Source organism: Bradyrhizobium sp. I71, from assembly GCF_022354745.1.
Taxonomy (GTDB): domain Bacteria; phylum Pseudomonadota; class Alphaproteobacteria; order Rhizobiales; family Xanthobacteraceae; genus Bradyrhizobium; species Bradyrhizobium liaoningense.
Genome location: NZ_CP059398.1, coordinates 818,153 through 840,566, shown reverse-complemented (window position 1 = coordinate 840,566; position 22,414 = coordinate 818,153). Strand labels below are relative to the sequence as shown.

Genomic DNA, 22,414 nt, shown 5'->3' with positions numbered 1-22,414 from the left:
GAGAGAGTGAATACGAGACGATGGCCGCTCGCCACGACAGCCTGGGACAAGCTACGGCCGGTTGGGTTCGTCGAACTCATTGCCCCAGGCCCAGCAATTGCTGCCTCGCCCAAGACTGGGTAATCTGCCTTCGGGTTGGCCCCGTCGGGCGGGCGCGGCTCGGATCAGGGAGGCAGACAATGGCCAAGCAAAAGGCATCAAGACCCGCAACGAAGACCGCGGTGAAGAAGCGGAGCGGCGTGAAGGCAGCGGCGCGATCCCCGGCACGCAAGGCGGTGAAGGCGAAGGCGCGCACCGTCGCTCCGAAGAAGCCCGTGCGGCCAAAGCAGCGTATCGCCGTCAGCCATCACCGCGAGGAAGACTTCAAGGCCGACGGCCTGCGCGCCTATGCCAAGTACCGCGATCTCGGCATCGCCGAGGCGACCCATGGCCTCGCGCAGGCACATGTGATCCGCTTGCAGGGCCCCTGCAATCCGGCCGAGGTGTCCAAGCTCCACTATCACGACGTCGAATTCCAGATGGTCTACGTGCTCAAGGGCTGGGTGAAGACCTACATGGACGGGCAGGGCGAGACCCTGATGAAGCAAGGCAGCGCCTGGACCCAGCCACCGAAGATCAGGCACATGATCCTGGATTATTCCGATGATGTGGAATTGCTGGAGGTGATCCTGCCGGCGGAGTTCAAGACGGTGGAGTTGAAGGCGTAGGGAGCTGTCTGAAACGCGCATACATCTCTGTCCACTCGTCATTGCGAGCGAAGCGAAGCAATCCAGAAATGCATCTGCGGGGAACGGTCTGGATTGCTTCGTCGCAAGAGCTCCTCGCAATGACGGGCGAAGAGACCTACGCCACCACTCCCACCATGGCGCCCATCAAGCACGTCGTCAGCGTCCCCGACACGATCGACTTCAGCCCCAGCGCGTTGATCTCCTCGCGCCGTTCCGGCGCCATCACGCCCAGGCCGCCGATCATGATGCCGAGGCTGGCGAAATTGGCGAAGCCGCACATCGCATAGAGCATGATCAGGCGCGAGCGCGGATCGAGCGCGTCGGGCGGCAGCTTCGAAAAGTCGACATAGGCGATCAATTCGTTGAGCACGGTCTTGGTGCCCATCAGGCTGCCGGCGGTGATCGCCTGATCCCACGGCAATCCCATCAGCCAGCACACTGGCGCCATGACGAGGCCGAGCAGACGCTGCAGCGAGATCGCGGCGCCGCCAATGTTCGGCAGGAGGCCGAGCATGGCGTTGACGAGGTAGACCAGCGCCACCAGCACCAGCAGCATGGCGACGATGTTGAGCAACAGTTCGAGGCCGGCAGTGGTGCCCTTCACGATCGCATCCATCGTGCCGGATACATTCATTTCCGGATCCTCCAGCGCGCCGCCGGTGCGCTTGTCGGAGGTCTCGGGCACCATGATCAGGCTGACGAGGATCGCGGCCGGCGCGCCCAGCACGGAAGCGATGACGAAATGCGCGGCGGCGTCGGGAATGAGGGGAGCAAGCAGCGTCGCATAGAGCACCAGCACCGTGCCGGCGATGCCCGCCATGCCGCCGGTCATCACCAGGAACAGCTCGCTGCGGGTCATCTGTGCCAGATAGGGCCGCACGAACAGCGGTGCCTCGACCATGCCGAGGAAGACATTGGCGGCGGTCGACAGCCCGACCGCGCCGCCGACGCCGAGCGTGCGCTCGAGCAGCCAGGCCAGGCCGCGCACGATCGGTGGCAGCACGTGCCAATAGAACAGCAGCGTCGTCAGCACGCTCATCACCAGCACGATCGGCAGCGCCTGGAACGCCAGGATGAAATCGGCGCCGGGCACCTTCAGATCGAATGGCAGGGCGCCGCCGCCGATATAGCCGAACACGAAGGCGGAGCCGGCGCGGGAGGCCGCCGAGATCGCGCCGACCGCGTCGTTGATGGTGCCGAACGCATGCGCGACGACCGGCAGCTTCAGCAGCACGACCGCGGTGACGAAGGTCGCGGCGAGGCCGATCGCCGCCTGTCGCAGCGACACGGCGCGCCTGTTCTCTGCCAATGCAAAGGCCATCAACAGCAATGCGAAAATGCCGAATGCCGATTGCAAGCGCAGCATGATGTCCCCAAACCCTCAATGATTATGGCCGCGCCTGCGCTGCAAAGGCAATGCCGGGCGGTCCGGAACGCGTCCCGTTTCCGAGCCCGCGGCAGGTGGAGAGCTTGGAGTAGGCGGAGGTCTCGTGTCCCGGACAAGCCGCAACGCGTCAGCGTCGCAGCGCTGAGCCGGGACCCGGAAGGCCAGGAACGAGATTCGCGGAGGCATGGGCCCCGGCTCATGCCTCGCAGCGTCCTGGCACGAGACCGATGCCCCGGATTGCTGCCCGCAAGGAGGGGCGCGGACAGAGCACAGCGGAATCAATGAGATCCCTACTGTGCATGGGGTTGTTTTCGCGGTTTTAGGTCAGCCCCGCCCGACGAACGGCATCTTGGTCGCCATCACCGTCATCGTCAGCACGTTGGCGTCGAGCGGCAGGCTGGCCATGTAGGCGACGGCGTCGCCGACCGCCTTGGCGTCCATGCGCGGCTCGTGCTTGGTGGTGCCGTCAGGCTGCAGCACGCCGGGGCCGTTGACCATGCGGTCCGTCATCGGCGTCGCCGCATTGCCGATATCGACCTGGCCGACCGCGATGTCGTACATGCGGCCGTCGAGATTGCTGGCCTTGGTCAGGCCCGTGATGGCGTGCTTGGTCGAGGTATAGGCGGCCGAGAACGGCCGCGGCGCATGCGCCGAGATCGAGCCGTTGTTGATGATGCGGCCGCCGCGCGGGGTCTGGTCCTTCATGATGCGGAAGGCGTGCTGGGTGCACAGGAACGGGCCGGTGAGGTTGGTGTTCACCACCGCCTGCCACTGCTCGAGGCTGAGGTCCTCGAAGTTCACGGCCGGCGCGCCCATACCGGCATTGTTGAACAGCACGTCGAGGCGGCCATAGGTTGCCTTGACCTTGTCGAACAGCGCGGCGATCTGCTCCGGCTTGGTCATGTCGGCGGTGACGCAGAGGCTCTTTCCGGCGGGGCCGAGCTTCGCCGTCTCCTCGAGCATGTCGAGCCGGCGCCCTGCGAGCACCACGGTGAAGCCGGTGTTCATCAGCGCCAGCGACGCTGCGCGCCCGACACCGGTGCCGGCGCCGGTCACCAATGCGATCTTTTTCGCCTCACTCATCGTTTCCTGCCTTTTCTCTTCTGCTGTCAGGTTTTGGGTTCTTTTTCGTTCTTGTAGGGCGGGCGCGGAATGTTCTGGTGCGCGGCGCGCAATGCCGCCGACCAGCGCGAGCGCAAATCGTGGAAATAGGGTTCGCCCGCCTCGATACGGTGGTTGAGATCGGCTTCGCAGGCGTCCGTGCGCACCACCAGCACGTCGATCGGCAGGCCGACGCCGAGATTCGAGCGCATGGTCGAGTCCATCGAGATCAGGCCGGTCTTCAGCGCCTCGTAGAGCTCGACGTCGTAATGCATGGCGCGGTCGAGCACCGGCTTGCCGTATTTGTGCTCGCCGATCTGCAGGTAGGGCGTGTCGGTGGTGCACTCGATGAAATTGCCGGCGGTGTAGACCATGAACAGACGCATGCGCGCGCCCTTGATCTGGCCGCCGAACAGGAAGGAGACGTCGAAGGACACGTCCTCGGATTTCAGCGCCGGTCCTTCGGTGGCATGCACCGCCCGGATCGCCCGGCCGATGCGCTGGGCGGCCTGGAACATGGTCGGCGCGTTCATCAGCGTCTCGATCTCGCCCGTGTTGGGATCCTCCAGACCTTCGGTCAGGGTGGAGAGCACCGACTGGCTGATCGCGAGGTTGCCGGCGCTGGCGATCGCCATGATGCGCTCGCCGGGCTTGGAGAAGATGTGCAGCTTGCGGAAGGTCGAGACGTTGTCGAGGCCGGCATTGGTGCGGGTGTCGGCGATCATCACCAGACCGTCCCGAACCAGGATTCCGCAACAATAGGTCATTTCCAGTCCCCGAACGCGTTTGCGCGGAATTACTAGCCAATTTCGGCAGCCGCTCCAACCCCCGATTCCGGTCGTCATTCCGGGGCGTACGCTGCGCGCTCCCCGGAACGACAAGGAGCAAACGGCTCAGCGCTCGGCTCCCGCCTCAATCCGCGGCATCGACCAGAAACGCCTCGTCGACGGGCACGCCGAGCGCCGTGACCAGCCGGTTCGTCTCCGCGGCCATGCCGACGATGGCGAGCAGCTCGCCATATTCGGCCTCGGTCATGCCCTTGGCCCGTGCGGCGGCCGTGTGCGAATGAATGCAGTAGCTGCAGCCATGCGCGATCGAAACCGCCACATAAAGCATTTCCTTGACCTTGGGATCGAGCGCACCCGGAGCCATCACTTCCTTGATGCTCTCCCAGGTCCGCCGCAGCGTCTTCGGATCATGCGCCAGCGCCCGCCAGAAATTGTTGACGAAATCCGACTTCCGCACCATTCGGATGTCGTCGAATACGGCGCGCGCGTCGGCGGAGAGTTCCTCATCCGAAAGCAGTTTTACAGTCGCCATGGGCTACCTCGCTGGTCTGATCTGATCCCGCGATTGTAGCACGGCGCATGCGCTCGTCCGGCCGCACCTAGCTCTGCCGCTGGGACTGCGATTGCGACTGCCCGCTGCGGCTGGTCTGCTCGACCTTCACGGCCACCGCCAGCGTTTCCGTGCCGCCGCCATAGCGCGTGCCACGCACCGGGGCCGCGCCGAGATAGTCGAGCCCGATCGCCACGCGCACATGGGCGTCGGTGGCGCAGATGCTGTTGGCGGGATCGAAGCCGACCCAGCCGAGATCGGGCACGTAGGCCTCCGCCCAGGCATGGCCGGCCTCCTGATGCGCCGTGTCGTCCGATCGCAGAAAGTGCCCGGAGACGAAGCGCGCCGGCACGCCGCCGGCGCGGGCGCAGGCGATGAAGATGTGCGCGTAATCCTGGCAAACTCCGCGCTTGAGCGCGAACGCCTCCACCGCGGACGTGCCAGTGTTGGTGGGGTCTTCGTCGAACGTCATGTGATCGGCAATCTGCGTCATCAGCGCGTGCAGGAAGCCCAGCGTGTCGCTCTCGGCCTCGCTGCGCAACTGGCGCGCAACCGCCGTCATCGCCGGATTGACGGAGGTGAGGTCGGTGGAGCGCAGGAACATCCCGGCCGGGAAACGCTCGTCCGTGCCGCGCAGCACGCCGCCGGTATCGTGAGTCTCGATCAGCCCTTCTGCCGTGATCTGGATGTCGCCGACAGGTCCGCAGGACAGCACGTGGGTGACGTTGCCGAACGCGTCCTCATGCATGTCGAGCTTGGTGTCGGTGGAGACGTCGATCTGCCATTCCGCCACGTATTGCCCGTCATGACTGCCAGGCGTCATGCGCAGGATCTGGATCACGCTGGTGGCCGGCGGCTCGTAGCGATAGGTCGTGATGTGCTGGATTCGCAGGCGCATGGTGTTTTGATCCGTCATTCCGGGATGGCGCGAAGCGCCAGACCCGGAATCTCGAGATTCCGGGTTCGATGCTTCGCATCGCCCCGGAACGACGAAAGGTGAAGGTTTCAGTCTCGGCTAGATCAAATACTGCTTCGTGATGATTTCGCCCAGCCTGGAATTGTCCGTGATGAATTCCTGAATGAATTCATGCACGCCATGCTGGAAAATGTCGTTCATATTGCTGTGTTCCAGCCGGTTTCGGATGCCGCGGGCGTGGCGCTGGGCCGGGCCTTGGCGGCCATAGGCGACGCCGATCTGGTCGAGGTTGCGCACGAGGTTGCCGTAGCAGCTGGCGAGCGAGCGCGGCAGCGTGTCGTTGAGGATGAGCAGATCCGCGATCAGCCACGGCTTCAGCGTCTCGCGATAGACCCAGTGATAGGCCGTCAGCGCCGAGACCGAGCGCAGGATCGAGCTCCATTGATAGAAGTCGAGCGGGCCGCCGACATGCTCTTCCTCGGGCAACAGCACATGATATTTCACGTCGAGAATGCGCGCGGTGTTGTCGGCGCGCTCCAGATGCACGCCCATGCGCGAGAACCAGTAGGCGTCGTTGCGCAGCATGGTCCGGTAGGCCGAGCCGTCGAAGCGCAGCGAGGTCTCCTGCACGAAGCGGAGGAATTTGGCGAGGTCCTCGCGCGTCGAGGCGCCCTTGCTCCACACCGCCTGAAGCTCGATCCAGGCCGAGTTGATGGTGTCCCACATCTCGCTGGTGAGCGCGGTGCGCACCGAGCGCGAGTTGAGCCGCGCCGCTTCGATGCAGTTCCTGATCGAGGACGGATTGTTCGGCGAGAACGAGAGATACTCGACGACGTTATGCTCGTTGGCTTCCTCATAGGTCTGATAGAAGCTGGCGGCGACCCCGGCGGTGAGCAGCGCCGAATCCCATTCATTGGTCTTGCCGATATAGGCGGCGGGAAGCGCGGTGACGCGCAGCGTCGCATCGATGGTGCGCGCGAGATATTCGGCCCGTTCGACGTAGCGGGCGAGCCAGTAGAGGTTTTCGGCGGTACGCGACAGCATCTCTCTACTCGTCCAGGATCCAGGTGTCTTTGGTGCCGCCGCCCTGGCTTGAATTCACCACCAGGGAGCCTTCCTTGAGCGCGACCCGTGTAAGCCCGCCCGGCACGATCGTGGTGCTCTTGCTGCCCGTCAGCACGAAGGGGCGCAAGTCGACATGGCGCGGGGCGAGGCCGGATGCGGTGCAGGTCGGGCAGGTCGATAGCGCCAGCGTCGGCTGCGCGATGAAACCTTCCGGCTCGCGCTTGAGCTTGTCGCGGAAGGCTTCGATCGTGGCCTTCGTGGCGGCGGGGCCGATCAGCATGCCGTAGCCGCCGGAGCCGTGCACTTCCTTGACGACGAGCTCGCTCAGATTGTCCAGCACATAGGCGAGGTCCTTCGGCTCTCGGCAGCGCCAGGTCGGCACGTTCTTCAGGATCGGCTCCTCGCCGAGATAGAACTTCACGATGTCGGGCATGTAGGAGTAGATCGCCTTGTCGTCGGCGATGCCGGTGCCGACGGCGTTGGCGAGCGTGATGTTGCCGGCCGCGTAGGCCGACATCAGGCCGGGCACACCGAGCACGGAGTCGGGACGGAAGGTGAGGGGATCGAGGAAATCGTCGTCGACACGGCGGTAGATCACGTCGACCCGCTTCAGCCCTTCCGTCGTCCGCATGAACACTTCGTTGTTCTTGACGATGAGGTCACGGCCTTCGACCAGCTCGATGCCGAGCTTGTCGGCGAGGAACGAGTGCTCGTAATAGGCCGAGTTGTAGACGCCGGGCGTGAGCAGGGCGACGGTCGGCTCGCTGGAGGCGCTTAGCGGCGCGACCGAGCGCAGGGCTGAGAGCAACTCGTCCGGGTAGCGCTCGACCGGCGCGACCTTGTGGCGGGCGAACAGATCCGGAAACAGCCGCATCATGATCTCGCGGTTTTCCAGCATGTAGGATACGCCCGACGGCGTGCGGGCGTTGTCCTCCAGCACGATGAAGTCCTCGGCGTCGACCCGGACGATGTCGATGCCGGCGATGTGCACGTAGACGTCGTGCGGCACCTGCTGGCCGTTCATCTCGGGACGGAACACCGGGTTCTGGAAGATCAGATCGCCGGGCACGATCTCGGCGCGGAGGATGTCGCGGCTGTGATAGATGTCGCGCAGGAACATGTTGAGCGCGCGCACGCGCTGCTTCAGGCCCTTCTCCAGCAGTGCCCATTCCTTGCCGGACATGATCCGCGGGATCACGTCGAAGGGGATCAGGCGCTCGGTGGACTCGGAATCGCCGTAGACCGCGAAGGTGATGCCGATCCGGCGGAACAGGAGCTCAGCCTCCTGGCGCCGATATTCGAGGGCTTCGGGGGGCGTTTCCTTGAGCCAGCGCGCCAGCTCCCGATAGGCGGGGCGAAGGTCTCCGCCGGCAATATTCATTTCGTCAAACGCGACTGCCATAGAATCCGACTGTTCTCCCTGGCCATGCCGTGAGAGTGCATGACTTCCCTAGGAGGTAGCAAGGGCCGGGCCAGCGCGATAAGCATGGAGGAGGGGCATTTGCCGGGGACGGCCGGCGGCTTGCCTGAAAAAATGGCTGAGGACTGCTTATTTCAGAAGCAAAACCACGTGACTTCAACGCGTTACCTCGGCAAAGTCGGCGTCACAGGTGAGGGACTTAAGGCATGAGCGACATCGTCACGGCGGGCATCCTGGTCATTGGGGACGAAATCCTGTCCGGCCGTACCAAGGACAAGAATATCGGCTTCATCGCCGAATACCTGACCAATATCGGCATCGACCTGAAAGAGGTCCGGATCGTTTCCGACGACGAGGCCGACATCATCGCCGCCCTGGACGCGCTGCGGCATCGCTACAGCTACGTCTTCACCACGGGTGGCATCGGACCGACGCATGACGACATCACCGCCGATGCCGTCGCCAAGGCGTTCGGCGTCGGTATCGACCATCATCCGGAGGTCGTCGCCCGCTTCCGCGAGCGCTGGAGCGAGCAGGACCTCAACGAGGCCCGCCTGCGCATGGCCCGTATCCCCGACGGTGCCGAGCTGATCCAGAGCGCGACCATCCTCGCTCCCGGCTTCAAGATCGGCAACGTCATCGTCATGGCCGGCGTGCCGTCGATCATGCAGGCGATGATGGATATCGTCTCGCCCAAGCTGAAATCGGGCGTGCGCATGCTCTCCGAATCGGTCCGCGCCAACGCGCGCGAGGGCGACATCGGCAGCCCGCTGCGGGCGATCGCCGCCGCCCATCCCGACACCATCATCGGCAGCTATCCCTTCATGGACGAGGAGCAGAAGCCGAACACCAATCTGGTGGTGCGCTCGCGCGATCCGGAGAAGCTCGCCGTGGCGATGGCGGCGGTGAAGGAAATGCTGGCGGGGCTGAATATCACCCGCTAGCAGAAGACGATCGAGACGAATGGAGACGACGATGGGTGAAGCACCGGAACTGAGCGCGCAGGAGCGCGCGGGCAGGCCTTTTCCGGTTTCGTGGGACCAGTTCCACCGGGATTGCCGGGCGCTGACCTGGCGACTGAACGAAGTCGGCCCGTTCCATGCGGTGATTGCGATCACACGCGGCGGCCTGGTGCCGGCGGCGATCGTGGCACGCGAGCTCGGCGTGCGCGTCATCGATACCGTCTGCATCGCCAGCTACGACCACACCAAGCAGGGCGAGTTGAAGGTGCTCAAGGGCATCTCGGACGAGGTGATGAAGCTCGGCGGCGGCACCGGCAGGGGTCTCCTGATCGTCGACGATCTCGTCGACACCGGCAAGACCGGCAAGCTGGTGCGCGAGATGCTGCCGGAGGCCCATTTCGCCACCGTCTACGCCAAGCCGATGGGGCGCCCGCTGGTCGACACTTTCATCACGGAAGTGTCGCAGGATACCTGGATCTTCTTCCCCTGGGACACCGCGTTGTCCTATCACCCGCCGCTTCGCGACGGGGCGGCGTGACCAGAGCGAGTGGCGAGTAGCGAATGGCAAGTAGCAGCTCCTCCACTCGCAATTCGCCATTCGCTACTCGCCCCCTTCAGAACCGCGTCACACCCACTGGCGACATCATCGCCACCCCGCATCGCGGCCTGTTCACAGGCAATCGCGGCATCATCCACGATCCCGCGACGAAGACGCTTCTGAAGAAGCGCTGGTCGTCGCCGGCCTGGATCACCTGCCTGTGCGAATTCCGTGGCTGGCGGCGGCCGGTGATGGCACGGCGGAGCTGGACCGAGCTGTTCTTCCTGGACGAGGCCACCGCCTTTGCCGCGGGCCATCGTCCCTGCTTCTTCTGCCGCCGGGACGATGCCATGCGATTCCGCGCCGCGTGGGAAGCGGGCAATGGTGCAAGCGGCATCAGCGCGAAGACGATGGATGCCGCGCTGCATCGCGAGCGTCTCCATCGCGGCCGCAAGCGGTTGCATCCGCTCCCGATGCCGTGGCCGGACTTGCCGGACGGCGCGATGGTGCACCAGGGCGAAGAGAGCTTTCTGGTGGTGCAGGGCAGGGTGCTGCTGTGGTCGCCGGCAGGCTATGCCAGCGTTGAGCGTCAGCTCGATGACGCAAAGCTCCTGACGCCACCGTCAACGCTTCGGGCGCTAGACGCCGGCTACCGGCCCACGCTGCATCCGACGGCGCTCAGCTAGGCCGCGCACTCGACGCTGTCACGGACGAGGCGGCACCACTCCCCATGATCTCTTATTGCGGACCATGAGGCGTGGTCGACATTTTCTTACTCGTTCGGGCAGCCGTTTCGGCGACGACTATACTCTCTTTATATCATTGTCCCGGCGGTCCCATCGATCGGCTACACCCGGCAACTTATCTTCTCGTGCAGCATCGAGGAGAGTCAAATGCTGAACTTTCTCAGCCGTATTGACAGATACATGACGAACAACATGCACGAGCACGGCCGATATCTGCTCGGGCTGGAGTCGCTCGACGAGCATGCTTGCAAGGGTGATCACCCGCACGACGTCATCAGAACGGCCGGGCCGACGACGGGCGCCGGGTTGCTGTCGCGAAGGTAGGCTGTGGCTCCGCGCTGTTGAGTCCATGCCCTCGCGCGAAAGCATGATCCGGAAAAATGCGCAGCGGTTTTCCGAAAGGATCATGCTTAAACAACGACCTGAAGCGCGATGACGATTCATCCTGATCGCATCGCGCTTTAGGTCCGCGACGTCAGCCTGGCTTCTCACCCAAGCTTCTCGCGCGCCAGCGCGGCGCCGGCGCCGAGCGCCATCAGCTTGGCCTCGGCGATCTCCCGCCGCATCGGTGCCATGCCGCAATTGGTGGTGGCGATGATGTTGCTCTTGGGCACGAATTGCGACACCGCGTCGATCACCTTCACGACGTCCTCGGCGGTTTCCACCGTGTCGCTGGCGACGTCGATCACGCCGGCCTGCACGATCTTGGTCTTGAGCAGCGCCAGCAGGTCGAGCGGCACCTTCGAATTGCGGCACTCGATCGCGACCTGCTGGATCGGGCTCGCGTCGATTGCCGGGAAGATCTGCTCGTACTGCCGCCATTGGCTGCCGAGTGTTTCCTTCCAGTCGGTGTTCGCCTTGATGCCGTAGCCGTAGCAGATGTGAACGGCGGTGGCGCAGGTGAGGCCTTGCGCGGCGCGCTCCAGCGCCTTGATGCCCCAGTCGTTGACCTCGTCCATGTAGACGTTGAAGGCCGGCTCGTCGAACTGCACGAGATCGACGCCGTCGGCCTGCAAGCCCTTGGCCTCCTCGTTGAGCAGCTCGGCGAAGGCAAAGGCCATCTTCACGCGGTCGCCATAGTAGCGATCCGCGATGGTGTCGATGATGGTCATTGGGCCGGGCAGGGTGAACTTCAGCTTCTTCCTGGTATGTGTGCGCGCCACGCGCGCCTCGAAGGCATGGACGCGTCCCCTCAGCCGGAGCGGGGCGACCACCTGCGGCACCATCGCCTTGTAGCGGTCCTTGCGGATGCCCATCTCGATCTTGTGGGCGAAATCGATGCCCTCGATCTTCTCCAGGAAGCCGTGGACGAAATGCTGCCGGGCCTGCTCGCCCTCGGTGACGATGTCGATGCCGGCGTCCTCCTGGATCTTCAGCCAGATCAGGGTCGCGTCGCGCTTGGCCCGGAGAAGCTCGTCGCCCTGCGACTTCCAGGGCGCCCACAGCATGTTGGGCTCGGCCAGCCATTCCGGCTTCGGCAAGGAGCCGGCGATCGTGGTTGGAAACAGCATGGCGGCCCTCCCGGCAGGTTGTGTTGCGCCTCTTCCTGCCATGACTTAACGTCGAGGTACAGAACAACAAAAGTCGCTCTCTATTCCGACGGCGATGACAGGGAAGGCCCAAAGGAAAGGCCAGGGGAAAGGTCGTGATCGATCTCTATTACGCGCCGACGCCGAACGGCTGGAAAATCTCGATCATGTTGGAGGAACTCGGGCTCCCCTACAGCGTGAAGCCCGTGAACATCCGCTCCGGCGAGCAGTTCGACCCCGAATTTCTCGCGATCTCCCCGAATAACCGTATCCCGGCCATCGTCGATCACGATCCTGCCGACGGCGGGCCTCCGTTCTCGGCCTTCGAGACCGGCGCCATCCTGATCTATCTCGCGGAAAAGACCGGCCGGTTCTTGCCGACGGACTTGCGCGGGCGCTCGACCACGATCCAATGGGTGATGTGGCAGATGGCCGGGCTCGGACCGATGCTCGGCCAGCATGGACATTTTGCGCTCTACGCGGCGGAGAAGATCCCCTATGCGATCGAGCGCTATCGCGACGAGGCAGCGCGGCTCTACGGCGTGCTCGATCGCCAGCTCGGCAAGACCGGAGCCTTTGTCGCCGGCGACTATTCCATCGCCGATATCGCCTGCTTTCCCTGGACCATGACCCACAAGGCGCAAGGCTTTACGCTCGACGACTATCCGAACGTGAAACGCTGGTATGCCGAGGTTCGTGCGAGGCCGCAGGTGCAGTCCGGGCTCGCGATCGGCAAGTTCGTGAAAGAGCCTTTCGACGAGGAATCACGCAAGATCATGTTCGGCCAGCGTGCGAAGGAGCTGTTAGGAAAGACGTAGTGACCGTTCCTCATGGTGAGGAGCGCCGCAGGCGCGTCTCGAACCATGAAGGCCCGACTATCGCGGGTGGCCATCCTTCGAAACGGCCGCTCCGCGGCCTCCTCAGGATGAGGTCCGTCAGCAAAGGAAACGCCATGATCGAATTCTTCTTCGACTGTTCCAGCCCCTGGACCTATCTCGCCTTCCACAACATCCAGCCGCTGGCCAAGGGACTCGGCGCCGAGATCGTCTGGCGGCCAATCCTGGTCGGCGGCATCTTCAACACGGTCAACCCGAGCGTCTACGCCCAGCGCGAAAAGCCGGTGCCGCTGAAGGCGCGCTACATGAAGAAGGATCTTCAGGACTGGGCGCGCTCGGCCGGGCTTGCGATCAAGATGCCGCCGACGGTATTCCCCGTGAACAGCGTCAAGGCGATGCGCGGCTGCATCTGGCTGGATGCGGACATCGTGCCGTTTGCGACGGCCGTGTTCGAGGCCTATTGGGGCGAGGACAAGGATATTTCGCAGGATGCGGTGCTCGCCGAGATCTGCAGGAAAGTCGGGATCGACGAGCAGAAATTCTTTGCCGGTATTTCGGAGCAGGGGATCAAGGATCAGCTCAAGGCCAATACCGAGGAGGTCGTCGCCCGCGGCGGCTTCGGCTCGCCGACGATCTTCGTGAACAAGACCGACATGTACTTCGGCAACGATCGCCTGCCGTTGATCCGCGAGGCACTGCTGCGCAGCAAGGCGAGCGCGGCCTGATGGTACGCGCTGTCGTATGCCGCGCGCTCGGTGTGCCCGAGACGTTGCGGCTGGAGGAGTTTCCGCCCCGCGCCCTGAAGCCGGGGGAGGTGCGCGTCGCGATCCGCGCCGCCGGACTGAATTTCCCTGACGTGCTGATGGCGGCCGGCGACTATCAGCTCAAGCCTGAGCTGCCGTTCACGCCCGGGATGGAAGCTGCCGGCGATGTTACCGAGGTAGGACCGGAGGCAAGGGGCGTTTCGGTCGGCGACAAGGTCATCGTCAAGATGCGCCATGGAGCCTTCGCTGATGAGGTGGTGGTGACGCCGGCCCAACTCACGCCGATGCCGTCGACGTTCGACTATGCCGAGGCCGCGACTTATCTCGCCGGCCACGGCACGGCCTATCACGCGCTGATCGACCGCGGCCGGGTCGAGCCGGGTGAGGTGCTGCTGGTGCATGGCGCCGGCGGCGGTGTCGGTCTTGCCGCCGTCGAGATCGGCAAGATGCTGGGCGCGATCGTGATCGCGACAGCCTCGAGCGACGAGAAGCTTGCAATTGCGAAATCGCGCGGCGCCGATCATCTCGTGCGCTATGACCGCGAGCCGTTTCGCGACGCGGTCAAGCGGATCACCGACGGCCGCGGCGCGGACGTCGTGTTCGATCCGGTCGGCGGCCAGGTCTTTGAAGATTCCATGCGCTGCATCGCTTGGGGCGCCCGGCTGCTGGTGATCGGCTTCACCGGCGGCATCGGTTCGGCCAGGACCAATCTCCTGCTGATCAAGGGCGCCAGCGTCATTGGCGTGCGCGCCGGCGAAGCGGTGCGGAAAAATCCTGCGCTTGGCGAAGCGCGCCTGAAGGCGCTGCTGCAATGGGCGGAGGAGGGCAGGCTGCGCCCCAACGTCTCGCACCGCCTGCCGCTGGAGGACTACGCGCAGGCGATGCGGCTGTTGCTCGATCGCAAGGCGATCGGGCGGGTGGCGCTGGTGATGGAGTGATGTTCCTCACCGTCATTCCGGGGCGCCCGGAGGGCGAACCCGGAATCTCGAGATTCCGGGTTCTCGCTTCGCGAGCCCCGGAATGACCGTAAGCTATTTGTACTCCCGTTCCGTCCACCACGGGAAGTAATCCGGCATGTCGGTCGACACCTTGTTCTTGAACTGCGCCGGACGCTTCTCCAGGAACGACACCACGCCTTCCTTGACATCGTCGGAGCGGCCGCGGGCGTAGATGCCGCGGCTGTCGACCTTGTGGGCCTCCATCGGGTCGTCGGCGCCCATCATGCGCCACATCATCTGGCGGATCAGCGCGACCGAGACCGGCGCGGTCTTCGCGGCGAATTCCTTGGCGAGCGCGCGGGCGGTTGGCAGAAGATCATCCGGCGGCACCACCTTGCTGACGAGGCGCCCCGCAAGCGCCTCCTGCGCCGGAAAGACGCGGCCCGAATAGCACCATTCCAGCGCCTGCGAGATGCCGACGATGCGCGGCAGGAACCAGCTCGAGGCGGCCTCCGGCACGATGCCGCGCTGGGAGAACACGAAGCCGAAACGTGCGGCCTCCGAGGCAATGCGGATATCCATCGCGAGCTGCATGGTGACACCGATGCCGACCGCGGGCCCGTTCACCGCGGCGATGACCGGCTTCATGCACTTGAAGATGCGCAAGGTCACCTGGCCGCCGCCGTCGCGCACCTGCGGATCGCTGTAATCGACCCTGCCGTCGGCGAGACGCTTTACAGGTCCGCGCCGCGCGTCGCGATCGAACGTGTCGGCACCGGACGAAAGATCCGCGCCCGCGCAAAAACCGCGGCCGGCGCCGGTGACGATGATGGCGCGGACGTTGTCGTCCTTGTCGGCAGCGTCGAACGCGTCGATCAGCTCGCTCTGCATCTGCGCATTGAAGGCGTTGAGCTTGTCGGGCCGGTTCAGCGTGATGGTGAGGATCTGTTCGGCGACCTCGTATTTGATCGTCTCATACGCCATGGCGGTTTCCTTCCTTGTTTCTTTATCGGTCTCTCTAGCACGTCATTCCGGAGCGCGCGACTTGGCCGCCGAAGCTCGCAGAGCGAAGGCGGAAGGCGCGAACTACGGTGCGCAATTGCGCACCCGAGAATCCATTTCTCCGCACCACTTGTGCGGATGAATGGATTCCGGGCTTGCGCCAAGAGGGCGCAACCCGGAATGACGACGCTGCGATCAATTGGCCGGCGGCTCGGGCCAGGGCCGCTGCGGGCCACGCAGGCCCTCGAACGCCTTGGCCATGCCGAGCACGCCGATGTCGTCGAAGCGCCGGCCGACGATCTGCACGCCGATCGGAAACCCCTTGGCATCGAAGCCGCCATTGACGGAGATCGCGGGGTTCTCCGACATATTCCACGGCACGGTATAGGCGATGTGTTCGAACGGCTTCATGGGATCGTTGGTCGGCGAGGCCCATTCCGCCGGATAATTCACGTTCGGCGCGGTCGGCGAGATCACATAGTCGAGCTCGCAGAACAGCTTTGACGCCGCCGCACGGATCGCCATGGTCTGGTTGAAGCCACGGATCACGTCGACGCCGGAGAGGCTGGCGCTGGACTCGCCCCATTTGAAGATGTAAGGCAGCACCTTTGCCTGCTCGGCCGGCGTCAGCTTGGACAGATCGTCCCACATCCGCGCGCGCCAGAAATTGTCGAGGCCGTCGAGCATCTCGCGCGTGAGGATGCCGTCGACCTCGGTCACGACGGCGCCCGCGGATTCGAACGCCTTCGCCGCCTTCACCGCGACCTCGCGCACCGGTTTTTCCAGCGGCATGCCGCAGCCGGGATCGAGCATCAGACCGATGCGCAGTTTTCGCGGCGATTTCTCCAGCCCCTTCCAGTTGAGGGGTTCGGCCGGCAGGCTCATGCCGTCGCGCCGGTCGGGTTTTGCGATCGCGCTCATCATCAGGGCGCAGTCGTCGACCGTGCGCGTCATCGGGCCGGCAACGCGGCCGACATAGGTGGGATCGATCGGCACGCGGCCGAAGCTCGGCTTCAGGCCGACGAGCCCGCACCAGCCGGCTGGCAGCCGCACCGAGCCGCCGATATCGGTGCCGAGATGCAAGGGACCATAGCCGGCCGCTGCGGCCGCGCCTGCGCCAGCGCTGGAGCCGCCGGGATTCTTGGTGAGGTCCCAGGGATTACGCGCCAGCGCATGGAAGCTGGAAAGCCCGGAGGACAGCATGCCGTAATCGGGCATGGTGGTCTTGGCGAAGATGATCGCGCCGGCCTCGCGCAGCCGCGCAGCCGGCGGGGCATCCTTCTCGGCCGGCACGAGCTTGACGCTGGCCGCGCCCAGCGGCACCGGCACGCCCTTGGTCGCGATGTTGTCCTTCACCGTGACGGGCACGCCGTCGAGCGCGCCGGACGGCTCGCCGCCGGTCCAGCGCGCGGTCGAGGCCTTTGCGGCCTCGCGCGCGCCGTCGGGATCGAACGCATAGAGTGCCTTGAGGTGCGGCTCCCACGCAGCGACGTGCGCGAGCAGGTCCTCCAGCACCTCGCTCGGCGAGAACTGCTTTGCACGATAGCCTGCGATCAGATCGACCGCGGACAGATCGTGCAGCGAGGTGACCGCCTCTTCGACGCTCTTTTTATGCATGGGCCCCCACCGGCATGCGCGTCTCGATGATGCGGGCGAACATGCTGGCGCCGATCGGCAGGATCTTGTCGTCGAGCACGAAGCCGGGATTGTGCACGGGCACCGAGCCGTCATGGCCGACCCAGAAATACGCGCCGGGGACTGTCTGCAGCATGTCGGCGAAATCCTCGCTGCCCATCTTCGGCTGGGTGCGGGTGATCACGTTGGCGGGATCGACGATGGTGCGCGCAACCTCCTCGACCACCTTGGACTGCTCGACCTGGTTGACCAGCACGCCGAACGTGTCGCGGATGTCGGCCTCGATCTCGCACTGGAACGCGGCAGCCACTCCGGCGCAGATCGTGCGGATGCGCTCGCTGATCATGGCGCGGACCTCGTCCGAGAAGGTGCGGATCGTGCCGCAGAGATGCGCCTCGCCGGGAATGACGTTGTAGGCGGAACCCGCATGGATCTGGGTGATCGAGATCACGGCGGACTGCAGCGGGTCGACGTTGCGGCTGACGATGGTCTGAATCGCCTGAGCCAGCGTGGTGGCGATGATCACCGCGTCCTTGGAGCGCTCGGGCATCGCGCCATGCGCGCCGTAGCCGGTGATGCGGAGGTCGAAGAAGTCGGCACCGGCCATCGCGGGGCCGGGCAGGATCGCGATCTCGCCATGGTTGAGATCGGGCGCGTTGTGCAGGCCGTAGAGCTCGTCGCAGGGAAACTTCTCGAACAGGCCGTCCTTGATCATCGCGCGGGCGCCGCCGAGGCCTTCCTCGGCTGGCTGGAAGATCAGGTGCACGGTGCCGTCGAAATTCTTGGTCTCGGCGAGGTAGCGCGCGGTTCCGAGCAGCATGGTGGTGTGGCCGTCATGGCCGCAACCGTGGAAGCGGCCGGGGATCTTCGAGCTCCACTTCAGGTTGGTGTTCTCCTCCATCGGCAGCGCGTCCATGTCGGCGCGCAGGCCGATGCGCTTGCCGCTCGAACCCTTGCCCTTGATGACGCCGATCACGCCGGTGCCGCCGAGGCCGCGATGCACCTCGATGCCCCAGCTCTTCAGCTTGTCGGCGACGATGCCGGACGTGCGCACTTCCTCGAAGCCGATCTCGGGATGGGCGTGGAGGTCGCGCCTGATAGCGGTGAGTTCGTCGGCGTAGCCGTCGATGCGGTCGATCGTGGGCATGTGTCCTGTCCGGTTAGCGTGAGGGAGGATCGAAAACAGGGCCGTTCGGCTTGATGCGGATGCCCGGCCGCAGCCGCGTCCAGGGCAGGGAAGCCGTGTCGGCCGGCATTGCGCCGGGTGCGGCACAGATCATCAGCTTCTCCGCGATCGGCTCGAAATCGGCGCGGAAGTGTACCGAGCTCTTGTTGACCAGGATCTTCTCTCGCGTCGGCTCGATGCCGACATAGCGGTACATCGCCTGGTCGGCGAGTTGCGCCTTGTGCGAAGAAACGACCACGCGGACGTCGCCGATGCGCAGGCACGCGGAGGGACCCATCTCCATCTCGCGGCCGCCGTAATAGGGGCCGGGCGCGATGAAGCGGCCGTCGGAGAGCTTTTCGACCACGAAGGTCTCGCGATAGGGCTCATCGCCGGGGATGCCGGACTTGCCGCCGAGCGAGAGCGTCACGCTGGCGCCGATGCCGGCCGCATGCGCGGCCCTGGCCGAGTCCGGATCGTAGATCGCGCCGGTGGCGGCGCTCGCCTTGTTGCGCACCAATGCGCGCAGCATGCCCGTCGTGTCGGAATCGCCGCCGGCGCCGGGATTGTCCTGGGTGTCCGCGATGATGATCGGCTTGCTCGCATTCCGAGAAAGTTCCATGGCATGGCGCACGCCATCGTCAGGCGACCAGATCTTGCCGTCGAAATCGTCCTCGTGGCTTTCGATCAGCTTCACGATCGCATCGGCCGCGCGGTCGGCGTCCGCCTGCGTCTTGCCGTAGGCGAATACGCTCGGCCCGCAATCGCGGAAATCCGCGGCCGGGAAGCCGGGCGCGAAAGAGAGTGTCGGAATAGCATCGCCCTCCAGCGCGGCGAGGTTCTCGTAGATGCCTCTGGTCGGCTGGTCGTTGGTGCATTGCCAGCTGATCGGGATCAGGAACGGCAGTTGCCGGAACGCCTTTGCGAAGCGCTGCTTCGTCTGCAGCAGCAGCGCCAGATGTCTTGCGCAGGCGCGGCCGGTCTCGGCCATGTCGACATGCGGATAGGTGCGGTAGGCGATCAGCGCGTCGGCATGCTCGATCATCTCGGGCGTGACGTTGGCATGGAGATCGAGGCTGGTGACGAGCGGAACATCCTTGCCGATGACGCGGCGCACGCGCGCCAGGATCTCGCCTTCGCCGTCATCGAGATGCTCGGTCACCATGGCGCCGTGCAGGTCGAGATAGACCGCATCGATCGGACCGGCGGCTGCGATGCCGTCGACCATCACCTTCACGATGCGTTCGAAGGCGTCCTTGGTGACATGCGCGGAGGGGCTCGCCCCGCAGGCAATCGTCGGAACGAGTTCCCAGCCGCTGGCTTCAGCGCTGTCGACGAAGCCGGCGAGACCGACATTGATGCGCCGCATCACCTTCAGCACGTCGGCGCCTTCCGTCATCGCCGGCCAGCCGCCGCCATGCTGGAAGTCCGCGAATGTCGCCTTGGTCGGAGCGAACGTGTTGGTCTCGTGCAGGAAGCCGCCGATGGCGATACGTGTCATTCAGTTCAGTCCCGATTGAAAGTGCGCGACGTTAGCCTTGGCGCGAAGGAGAGAGCAAGGCGGGAAGCACTCTCGCCGTGCATGGCCTCAAGCTGTTTTGGGAATGCTGCGGACGCGGTGCATGTTGTGAGCCGCGACGTTTCCACATTCTCAGTGTCGTCCCCGCGAACGCGGGGACCCATAACCCCAGGGAGGAGTTTGGCGAAGATACGTCGTCCGGGATTAGCACCGCACGCGACCGGTAGATTCCGCGGTATGGGTCCCGGCGTTCGCCGGGACGACAGCGAGAATGTTGCTAGAGTGTGGCCCCCATGCCTTCCGCCACCGGCCGGAAGTTCGCAAAATCCCAGCCTCGCCCTGGTGCGGCATCGAGGAGCGCCTTGGTGTAGGCCTGCTTCGGATGCGTCAGCACTTCGGCGGCGGGACCCTGTTCGACGACGCGGCCATGCTGCATCACCACGACCTCGTCGCAGATTTGCGCAGCGACGCGCAAATCGTGGGTGATGAACAGGATGGCGATGCCGAGCCGATTCTGGATCTCGTCCAGCAGTTCCAGCACCTGTGCCTGCACGGAGACGTCGAGCGCGGAGACCGCCTCGTCCGCGACCAGCACGTCCGGATCGAGCGCGAGCGCGCGTGCGATGGCGATGCGCTGGCGCTGGCCGCCGGAGAACTGGTGCGGATAGCGCGACACGGCATCTGCCGGCAGGCCGACGAGCTCGAGCAGTTCGCGCGCCCGCTTCATCGCATCGGCCTGGGAGACGCCGTAGTTGATCGGGCCTTCCGCGATGCTGTCGCCAACGGTCACGCGCGGGTTCAACGAGCGGTAGGGATCCTGGAACACGATCTGGATCTTCTGCCGGTGCGGCTGGAGCAGACGGCGCGAGATGTCGGCGATCTCGCGACCGGCGAGGCGCACGCCACCGGAGGTCGGATCGATCAGGCGGACGATGCAGCGTGCCACCGTGGACTTGCCCGAGCCGCTTTCGCCGACGATGCCGAGGGTGCGGCCCTTGCGCAGCGTCAGCGTGACCTTGTCGGCGGCGACGACCTCGCGGCCTTTGCCGAAGAAGGAGCGCTCTTTATAGACCTTGCTGAGCTCGTTGGCTTCCAGCACCACGGGCTCGCGGCTGTCCTCGCGCGGCGCCCGCGGCACCAGGCTCGGTACCGAGGCGAGCAGGTTGCGGGTGTATTCCATGGTCGGATTGCGCAGCACGGTGTCGAGCGGGCCGGTCTCGACCAGGCGGCCCTGCCGCATCACCGCGACGCGGTCGGCGATCTCGGCGACCACCCCCATGTCGTGCGTGATGAACAGCACGGCGGTGCCGTGATCGCGCTGCAGCTCGCGGATCAGCGTCAGGATCTGTTTCTGCGTGGTGACGTCGAGCGCGGTGGTCGGCTCGTCGGCAATGAGGAGCTTCGGCTCCAGCACCAGCGCCATCGCGATCATGATGCGCTGGCGCTGGCCTCCGGAGAGGCGGTGCGGATAGGAGGCGAAGATGCGCTCGACCTGGGGCAGGTGGACCTGCTCCATCATGTCGAGGATGCGTTTCTTTCGTGCTTTCCCGTCGAGATCGGTATGCGCGCGCAGCACCTCGTCGATCTGGCGGCCGACCGGCACCACCGGATTCAGCGCGGTCATCGGCTCCTGGAAGATCATGGCCATCTTCGTCGCGCGAAGCTGGCGCAGGCGGCGGTCGGTCGCGGTGAGCAGTTCCTCGCCGACCAGCTTGATGCTGCCGCCGGTGGGAACCAGCGTGCCCTTCGGCAGGAGGCCCATCGTGGTGAGCGACGTCACCGACTTGCCCGAGCCGCTTTCGCCGACGAGGCACAGCGTCTCGCGCTCGCGCACCTGGATCGAGATGCCGTCGATGATGTTCACGCCCTTCGGCTTCTTGCCGATGGAAACGACGAGGTTGTTGATGTCGAGGATAGTGTTGGTCATCACTTGCCTTCCCGCTGCTTCATGCGCGGATCGAGTGCGTCGCGGGCGGCGTCGCCGATCAGGTTGATGCTGAGGATGGCGATCGAGAGCAAGAGGCCCGGCCAGAAGATCAGCGACGGCTTGATCTGGAAATACTGGCGGCCCTCGGCCATGATGTTGCCCCAGGTCGGCGTCTCCGGCGAGATGCCGGCGCCGAGGAAGGAGAGGATGGCCTCGGTCAGAATGGCGCTCGCGCAGACATAGGTGCCCTGGACGATCAGCGGCGCGATCGTGTTCGGCATCAGGTGGCGCCACATGATCTTCGGCAGGCTGGAGCCGACCGAGATCGCGGCCTCGACGTAAGGCTCCTCGCGCGCCGACAGCACGACCGAGCGCACCAGGCGCGCCACCCGCGGAATCTCGGGAATGGTGATCGCGATCAGCACGGTCCAGATGCTGGCGCCGGACAGCGACACCACGGCGATCGCGAGCAGGATGCTCGGCATCGCCATCAGGCCGTCCATGACGCGCATCAGCACGGAATCGACCAGCTTGAAGAAGCCGGAGACGAGGCCGATCGCGAGCCCGATGACGATCGACAGGATCGCCGAGCCGATGCCGATCAGAAGCGAGATGCGGCCGCCATAGATCACGCGCGACAACAGGTCGCGGCCGTAGGCGTCGGTGCCAAGCAGGAATTGCGAGGAGGAGGGCTTGAGCCGCTGCGACGGCGCGAGCTGGATCGGATCATGCGGCGCGATCAGCGGCGCGAGGATCGAGACCACCACGACCAGCGTGAGCAGGACCGTCGCAGTCGCAATGATGGGCGTCGAGGTGAGGAATCCGAATCGCGGCCGCAGCGGCGACGTGATCGGGATGGACGACTGGGGAAGGGTATCGACCGACATTTGTATCCTTA

Annotated in this window: 22 protein-coding genes; 8 read left to right on the top strand and 14 right to left on the bottom strand. The window is 64.9% G+C overall.

Translation table 11 applies throughout. The annotated features are described in order from the left end of the window. The first annotated feature begins 179 nt into the window (after positions 1-179). Positions 180-707 carry a cupin domain-containing protein gene (locus FJV43_RS04220; RefSeq protein ID WP_239624855.1) on the top strand — a complete coding sequence of 176 codons (528 nt, stop codon included), beginning with the start codon at positions 180-182 and terminating at the stop codon, positions 705-707. 136 nt (positions 708-843) lie between these two features. Here FJV43_RS04220 and FJV43_RS04215 read toward each other — a convergent pair whose 3' ends face one another. The 7 genes from FJV43_RS04215 to FJV43_RS04185 all read right to left on the bottom strand — a co-directional run bounded on the left by FJV43_RS04215 (position 844) and on the right by FJV43_RS04185 (position 7,937). After that, on the bottom strand, positions 844-2,094 hold the full coding sequence (locus FJV43_RS04215) for a nucleoside transporter C-terminal domain-containing protein (RefSeq protein ID WP_239624853.1): 1,251 nt from the start codon (positions 2,092-2,094) through the stop codon (positions 844-846). Between the two features lie 345 nt (positions 2,095-2,439). Next, positions 2,440-3,198, bottom strand: coding sequence for an SDR family oxidoreductase (locus tag FJV43_RS04210; RefSeq protein WP_239624851.1), 759 nt, complete (start codon positions 3,196-3,198; stop codon positions 2,440-2,442). Between the two features lie 26 nt (positions 3,199-3,224). After that, the gene (locus FJV43_RS04205) at positions 3,225-3,983 is read right to left on the bottom strand and encodes a proteasome-type protease (protein WP_035678903.1); all 759 of its coding nucleotides are present in this window, start codon (positions 3,981-3,983) and stop codon (positions 3,225-3,227) included. Between the two features lie 145 nt (positions 3,984-4,128). Further along, positions 4,129-4,536 carry a carboxymuconolactone decarboxylase family protein gene (locus tag FJV43_RS04200; RefSeq protein WP_239624850.1) on the bottom strand — a complete coding sequence of 136 codons (408 nt, stop codon included), beginning with the start codon at positions 4,534-4,536 and terminating at the stop codon, positions 4,129-4,131. A gap of 67 nt (positions 4,537-4,603) precedes the next feature. After that, a complete protein-coding gene (locus FJV43_RS04195) occupies positions 4,604-5,452 on the bottom strand; it encodes a transglutaminase family protein (RefSeq protein ID WP_239624848.1) in 849 nt (282 codons plus the stop codon). A gap of 117 nt (positions 5,453-5,569) precedes the next feature. Further along, positions 5,570-6,514, bottom strand: coding sequence for an alpha-E domain-containing protein (locus tag FJV43_RS04190; protein ID WP_028177332.1), 945 nt, complete (start codon positions 6,512-6,514; stop codon positions 5,570-5,572). A gap of 4 nt (positions 6,515-6,518) precedes the next feature. After that, entirely contained in the window at positions 6,519-7,937 is a 1,419-nt protein-coding gene (locus FJV43_RS04185) for a circularly permuted type 2 ATP-grasp protein (protein ID WP_239624846.1), read from the bottom strand. Between the two features lie 224 nt (positions 7,938-8,161). Between FJV43_RS04185 and FJV43_RS04180 the strand changes: the two genes are divergently transcribed. The 4 genes from FJV43_RS04180 to FJV43_RS04165 all read left to right on the top strand — a co-directional run bounded on the left by FJV43_RS04180 (position 8,162) and on the right by FJV43_RS04165 (position 10,525). Beyond that, complete coding sequence (locus tag FJV43_RS04180) at positions 8,162-8,899, top strand: molybdopterin-binding protein (protein ID WP_239624845.1); 738 nt, start codon at positions 8,162-8,164, stop codon at positions 8,897-8,899. 31 nt (positions 8,900-8,930) lie between these two features. Continuing rightward, complete coding sequence (gene gpt / locus FJV43_RS04175) at positions 8,931-9,455, top strand: xanthine phosphoribosyltransferase (protein ID WP_028177329.1); 525 nt, start codon at positions 8,931-8,933, stop codon at positions 9,453-9,455. A gap of 23 nt (positions 9,456-9,478) precedes the next feature. Then, positions 9,479-10,141: a hypothetical protein gene (locus FJV43_RS04170; RefSeq protein WP_239624843.1), complete on the top strand. Its 663-nt coding sequence runs from the start codon at positions 9,479-9,481 to the stop codon at positions 10,139-10,141. A 207-nt stretch (positions 10,142-10,348) separates the two neighbouring features. Further along, positions 10,349-10,525, top strand: a complete 177-nt coding sequence (locus FJV43_RS04165) for a hypothetical protein (protein ID WP_239624841.1) — start codon at positions 10,349-10,351, stop codon at positions 10,523-10,525. A 164-nt stretch (positions 10,526-10,689) separates the two neighbouring features. Here FJV43_RS04165 and FJV43_RS04160 read toward each other — a convergent pair whose 3' ends face one another. After that, positions 10,690-11,712, bottom strand: a complete 1,023-nt coding sequence (locus tag FJV43_RS04160) for a methionine synthase (RefSeq protein WP_239624839.1) — start codon at positions 11,710-11,712, stop codon at positions 10,690-10,692. Positions 11,713-11,846: 134 nt separating this feature from the next. On the opposite strand from FJV43_RS04160, the gene FJV43_RS04155 reads away from it, so the two are divergent. From FJV43_RS04155 to FJV43_RS04145, 3 genes are all read left to right on the top strand, one after another. Further along, complete coding sequence (locus tag FJV43_RS04155; protein ID WP_239624838.1) at positions 11,847-12,548, top strand: glutathione S-transferase N-terminal domain-containing protein; 702 nt, start codon at positions 11,847-11,849, stop codon at positions 12,546-12,548. A 134-nt stretch (positions 12,549-12,682) separates the two neighbouring features. After that, positions 12,683-13,291: a 2-hydroxychromene-2-carboxylate isomerase gene (locus FJV43_RS04150; protein ID WP_239624836.1), complete on the top strand. Its 609-nt coding sequence runs from the start codon at positions 12,683-12,685 to the stop codon at positions 13,289-13,291. Beyond that, positions 13,291-14,268 carry an NADPH:quinone oxidoreductase family protein gene (locus FJV43_RS04145; protein WP_239624834.1) on the top strand — a complete coding sequence of 326 codons (978 nt, stop codon included), beginning with the start codon at positions 13,291-13,293 and terminating at the stop codon, positions 14,266-14,268. Before FJV43_RS04150 ends, FJV43_RS04145 begins: the two co-directional genes overlap by 1 nt. A 93-nt stretch (positions 14,269-14,361) precedes the next feature. Here FJV43_RS04145 and FJV43_RS04140 read toward each other — a convergent pair whose 3' ends face one another. The 6 genes from FJV43_RS04140 to FJV43_RS04115 form a co-directional block, all read right to left on the bottom strand. Then, entirely contained in the window at positions 14,362-15,252 is an 891-nt protein-coding gene (locus FJV43_RS04140) for a crotonase/enoyl-CoA hydratase family protein (RefSeq protein WP_239624833.1), read from the bottom strand. 213 nt (positions 15,253-15,465) lie between these two features. Then, complete coding sequence (locus tag FJV43_RS04135; protein WP_239624831.1) at positions 15,466-16,887, bottom strand: amidase; 1,422 nt, start codon at positions 16,885-16,887, stop codon at positions 15,466-15,468. Continuing rightward, positions 16,880-18,052, bottom strand: coding sequence for a M20 aminoacylase family protein (locus FJV43_RS04130; protein WP_239624829.1), 1,173 nt, complete (start codon positions 18,050-18,052; stop codon positions 16,880-16,882). The genes FJV43_RS04135 and FJV43_RS04130 overlap by 8 nt, the downstream gene beginning before the upstream one ends. Positions 18,053-18,065: 13 nt before the next feature. Next, positions 18,066-19,571: a M81 family metallopeptidase gene (locus FJV43_RS04125; RefSeq protein WP_239624827.1), complete on the bottom strand. Its 1,506-nt coding sequence runs from the start codon at positions 19,569-19,571 to the stop codon at positions 18,066-18,068. Positions 19,572-19,866: 295 nt separating this feature from the next. After that, positions 19,867-21,516, bottom strand: coding sequence for an ABC transporter ATP-binding protein (locus FJV43_RS04120; RefSeq protein WP_239624826.1), 1,650 nt, complete (start codon positions 21,514-21,516; stop codon positions 19,867-19,869). Then, a complete protein-coding gene (locus tag FJV43_RS04115) occupies positions 21,516-22,403 on the bottom strand; it encodes an ABC transporter permease (RefSeq protein ID WP_239624824.1) in 888 nt (295 codons plus the stop codon). Before FJV43_RS04115 ends, FJV43_RS04120 begins: the two co-directional genes overlap by 1 nt. Positions 22,404-22,414: the final 11 nt, after the last annotated feature.

Bases quoted from the DNA above. Each gene is read 5' to 3' on its own strand.
- FJV43_RS04220 (WP_239624855.1), top strand. From the start codon at position 180: ATGGCCAAGCAAAAGGCATCAAGACCCGCAACGAAGACCGCGGTGAAG.
- FJV43_RS04215 (WP_239624853.1), bottom strand. From the start codon at position 2,094: ATGCTGCGCTTGCAATCGGCATTCGGCATTTTCGCATTGCTGTTGATG.
- FJV43_RS04210 (WP_239624851.1), bottom strand. From the start codon at position 3,198: ATGAGTGAGGCGAAAAAGATCGCATTGGTGACCGGCGCCGGCACCGGT.
- FJV43_RS04205 (WP_035678903.1), bottom strand. From the start codon at position 3,983: ATGACCTATTGTTGCGGAATCCTGGTTCGGGACGGTCTGGTGATGATC.
- FJV43_RS04200 (WP_239624850.1), bottom strand. From the start codon at position 4,536: ATGGCGACTGTAAAACTGCTTTCGGATGAGGAACTCTCCGCCGACGCG.
- FJV43_RS04195 (WP_239624848.1), bottom strand. From the start codon at position 5,452: ATGCGCCTGCGAATCCAGCACATCACGACCTATCGCTACGAGCCGCCG.
- FJV43_RS04190 (WP_028177332.1), bottom strand. From the start codon at position 6,514: ATGCTGTCGCGTACCGCCGAAAACCTCTACTGGCTCGCCCGCTACGTC.
- FJV43_RS04185 (WP_239624846.1), bottom strand. From the start codon at position 7,937: ATGGCAGTCGCGTTTGACGAAATGAATATTGCCGGCGGAGACCTTCGC.
- FJV43_RS04180 (WP_239624845.1), top strand. From the start codon at position 8,162: ATGAGCGACATCGTCACGGCGGGCATCCTGGTCATTGGGGACGAAATC.
- gpt (WP_028177329.1), top strand. From the start codon at position 8,931: ATGGGTGAAGCACCGGAACTGAGCGCGCAGGAGCGCGCGGGCAGGCCT.
- FJV43_RS04170 (WP_239624843.1), top strand. From the start codon at position 9,479: ATGGCAAGTAGCAGCTCCTCCACTCGCAATTCGCCATTCGCTACTCGC.
- FJV43_RS04165 (WP_239624841.1), top strand. From the start codon at position 10,349: ATGCTGAACTTTCTCAGCCGTATTGACAGATACATGACGAACAACATG.
- FJV43_RS04160 (WP_239624839.1), bottom strand. From the start codon at position 11,712: ATGCTGTTTCCAACCACGATCGCCGGCTCCTTGCCGAAGCCGGAATGG.
- FJV43_RS04150 (WP_239624836.1), top strand. From the start codon at position 12,683: ATGATCGAATTCTTCTTCGACTGTTCCAGCCCCTGGACCTATCTCGCC.
- FJV43_RS04145 (WP_239624834.1), top strand. From the start codon at position 13,291: ATGGTACGCGCTGTCGTATGCCGCGCGCTCGGTGTGCCCGAGACGTTG.
- FJV43_RS04140 (WP_239624833.1), bottom strand. From the start codon at position 15,252: ATGGCGTATGAGACGATCAAATACGAGGTCGCCGAACAGATCCTCACC.
- FJV43_RS04135 (WP_239624831.1), bottom strand. From the start codon at position 16,887: ATGCATAAAAAGAGCGTCGAAGAGGCGGTCACCTCGCTGCACGATCTG.
- FJV43_RS04130 (WP_239624829.1), bottom strand. From the start codon at position 18,052: ATGCCCACGATCGACCGCATCGACGGCTACGCCGACGAACTCACCGCT.
- FJV43_RS04125 (WP_239624827.1), bottom strand. From the start codon at position 19,571: ATGACACGTATCGCCATCGGCGGCTTCCTGCACGAGACCAACACGTTC.
- FJV43_RS04120 (WP_239624826.1), bottom strand. From the start codon at position 21,516: ATGACCAACACTATCCTCGACATCAACAACCTCGTCGTTTCCATCGGC.
- FJV43_RS04115 (WP_239624824.1), bottom strand. From the start codon at position 22,403: ATGTCGGTCGATACCCTTCCCCAGTCGTCCATCCCGATCACGTCGCCG.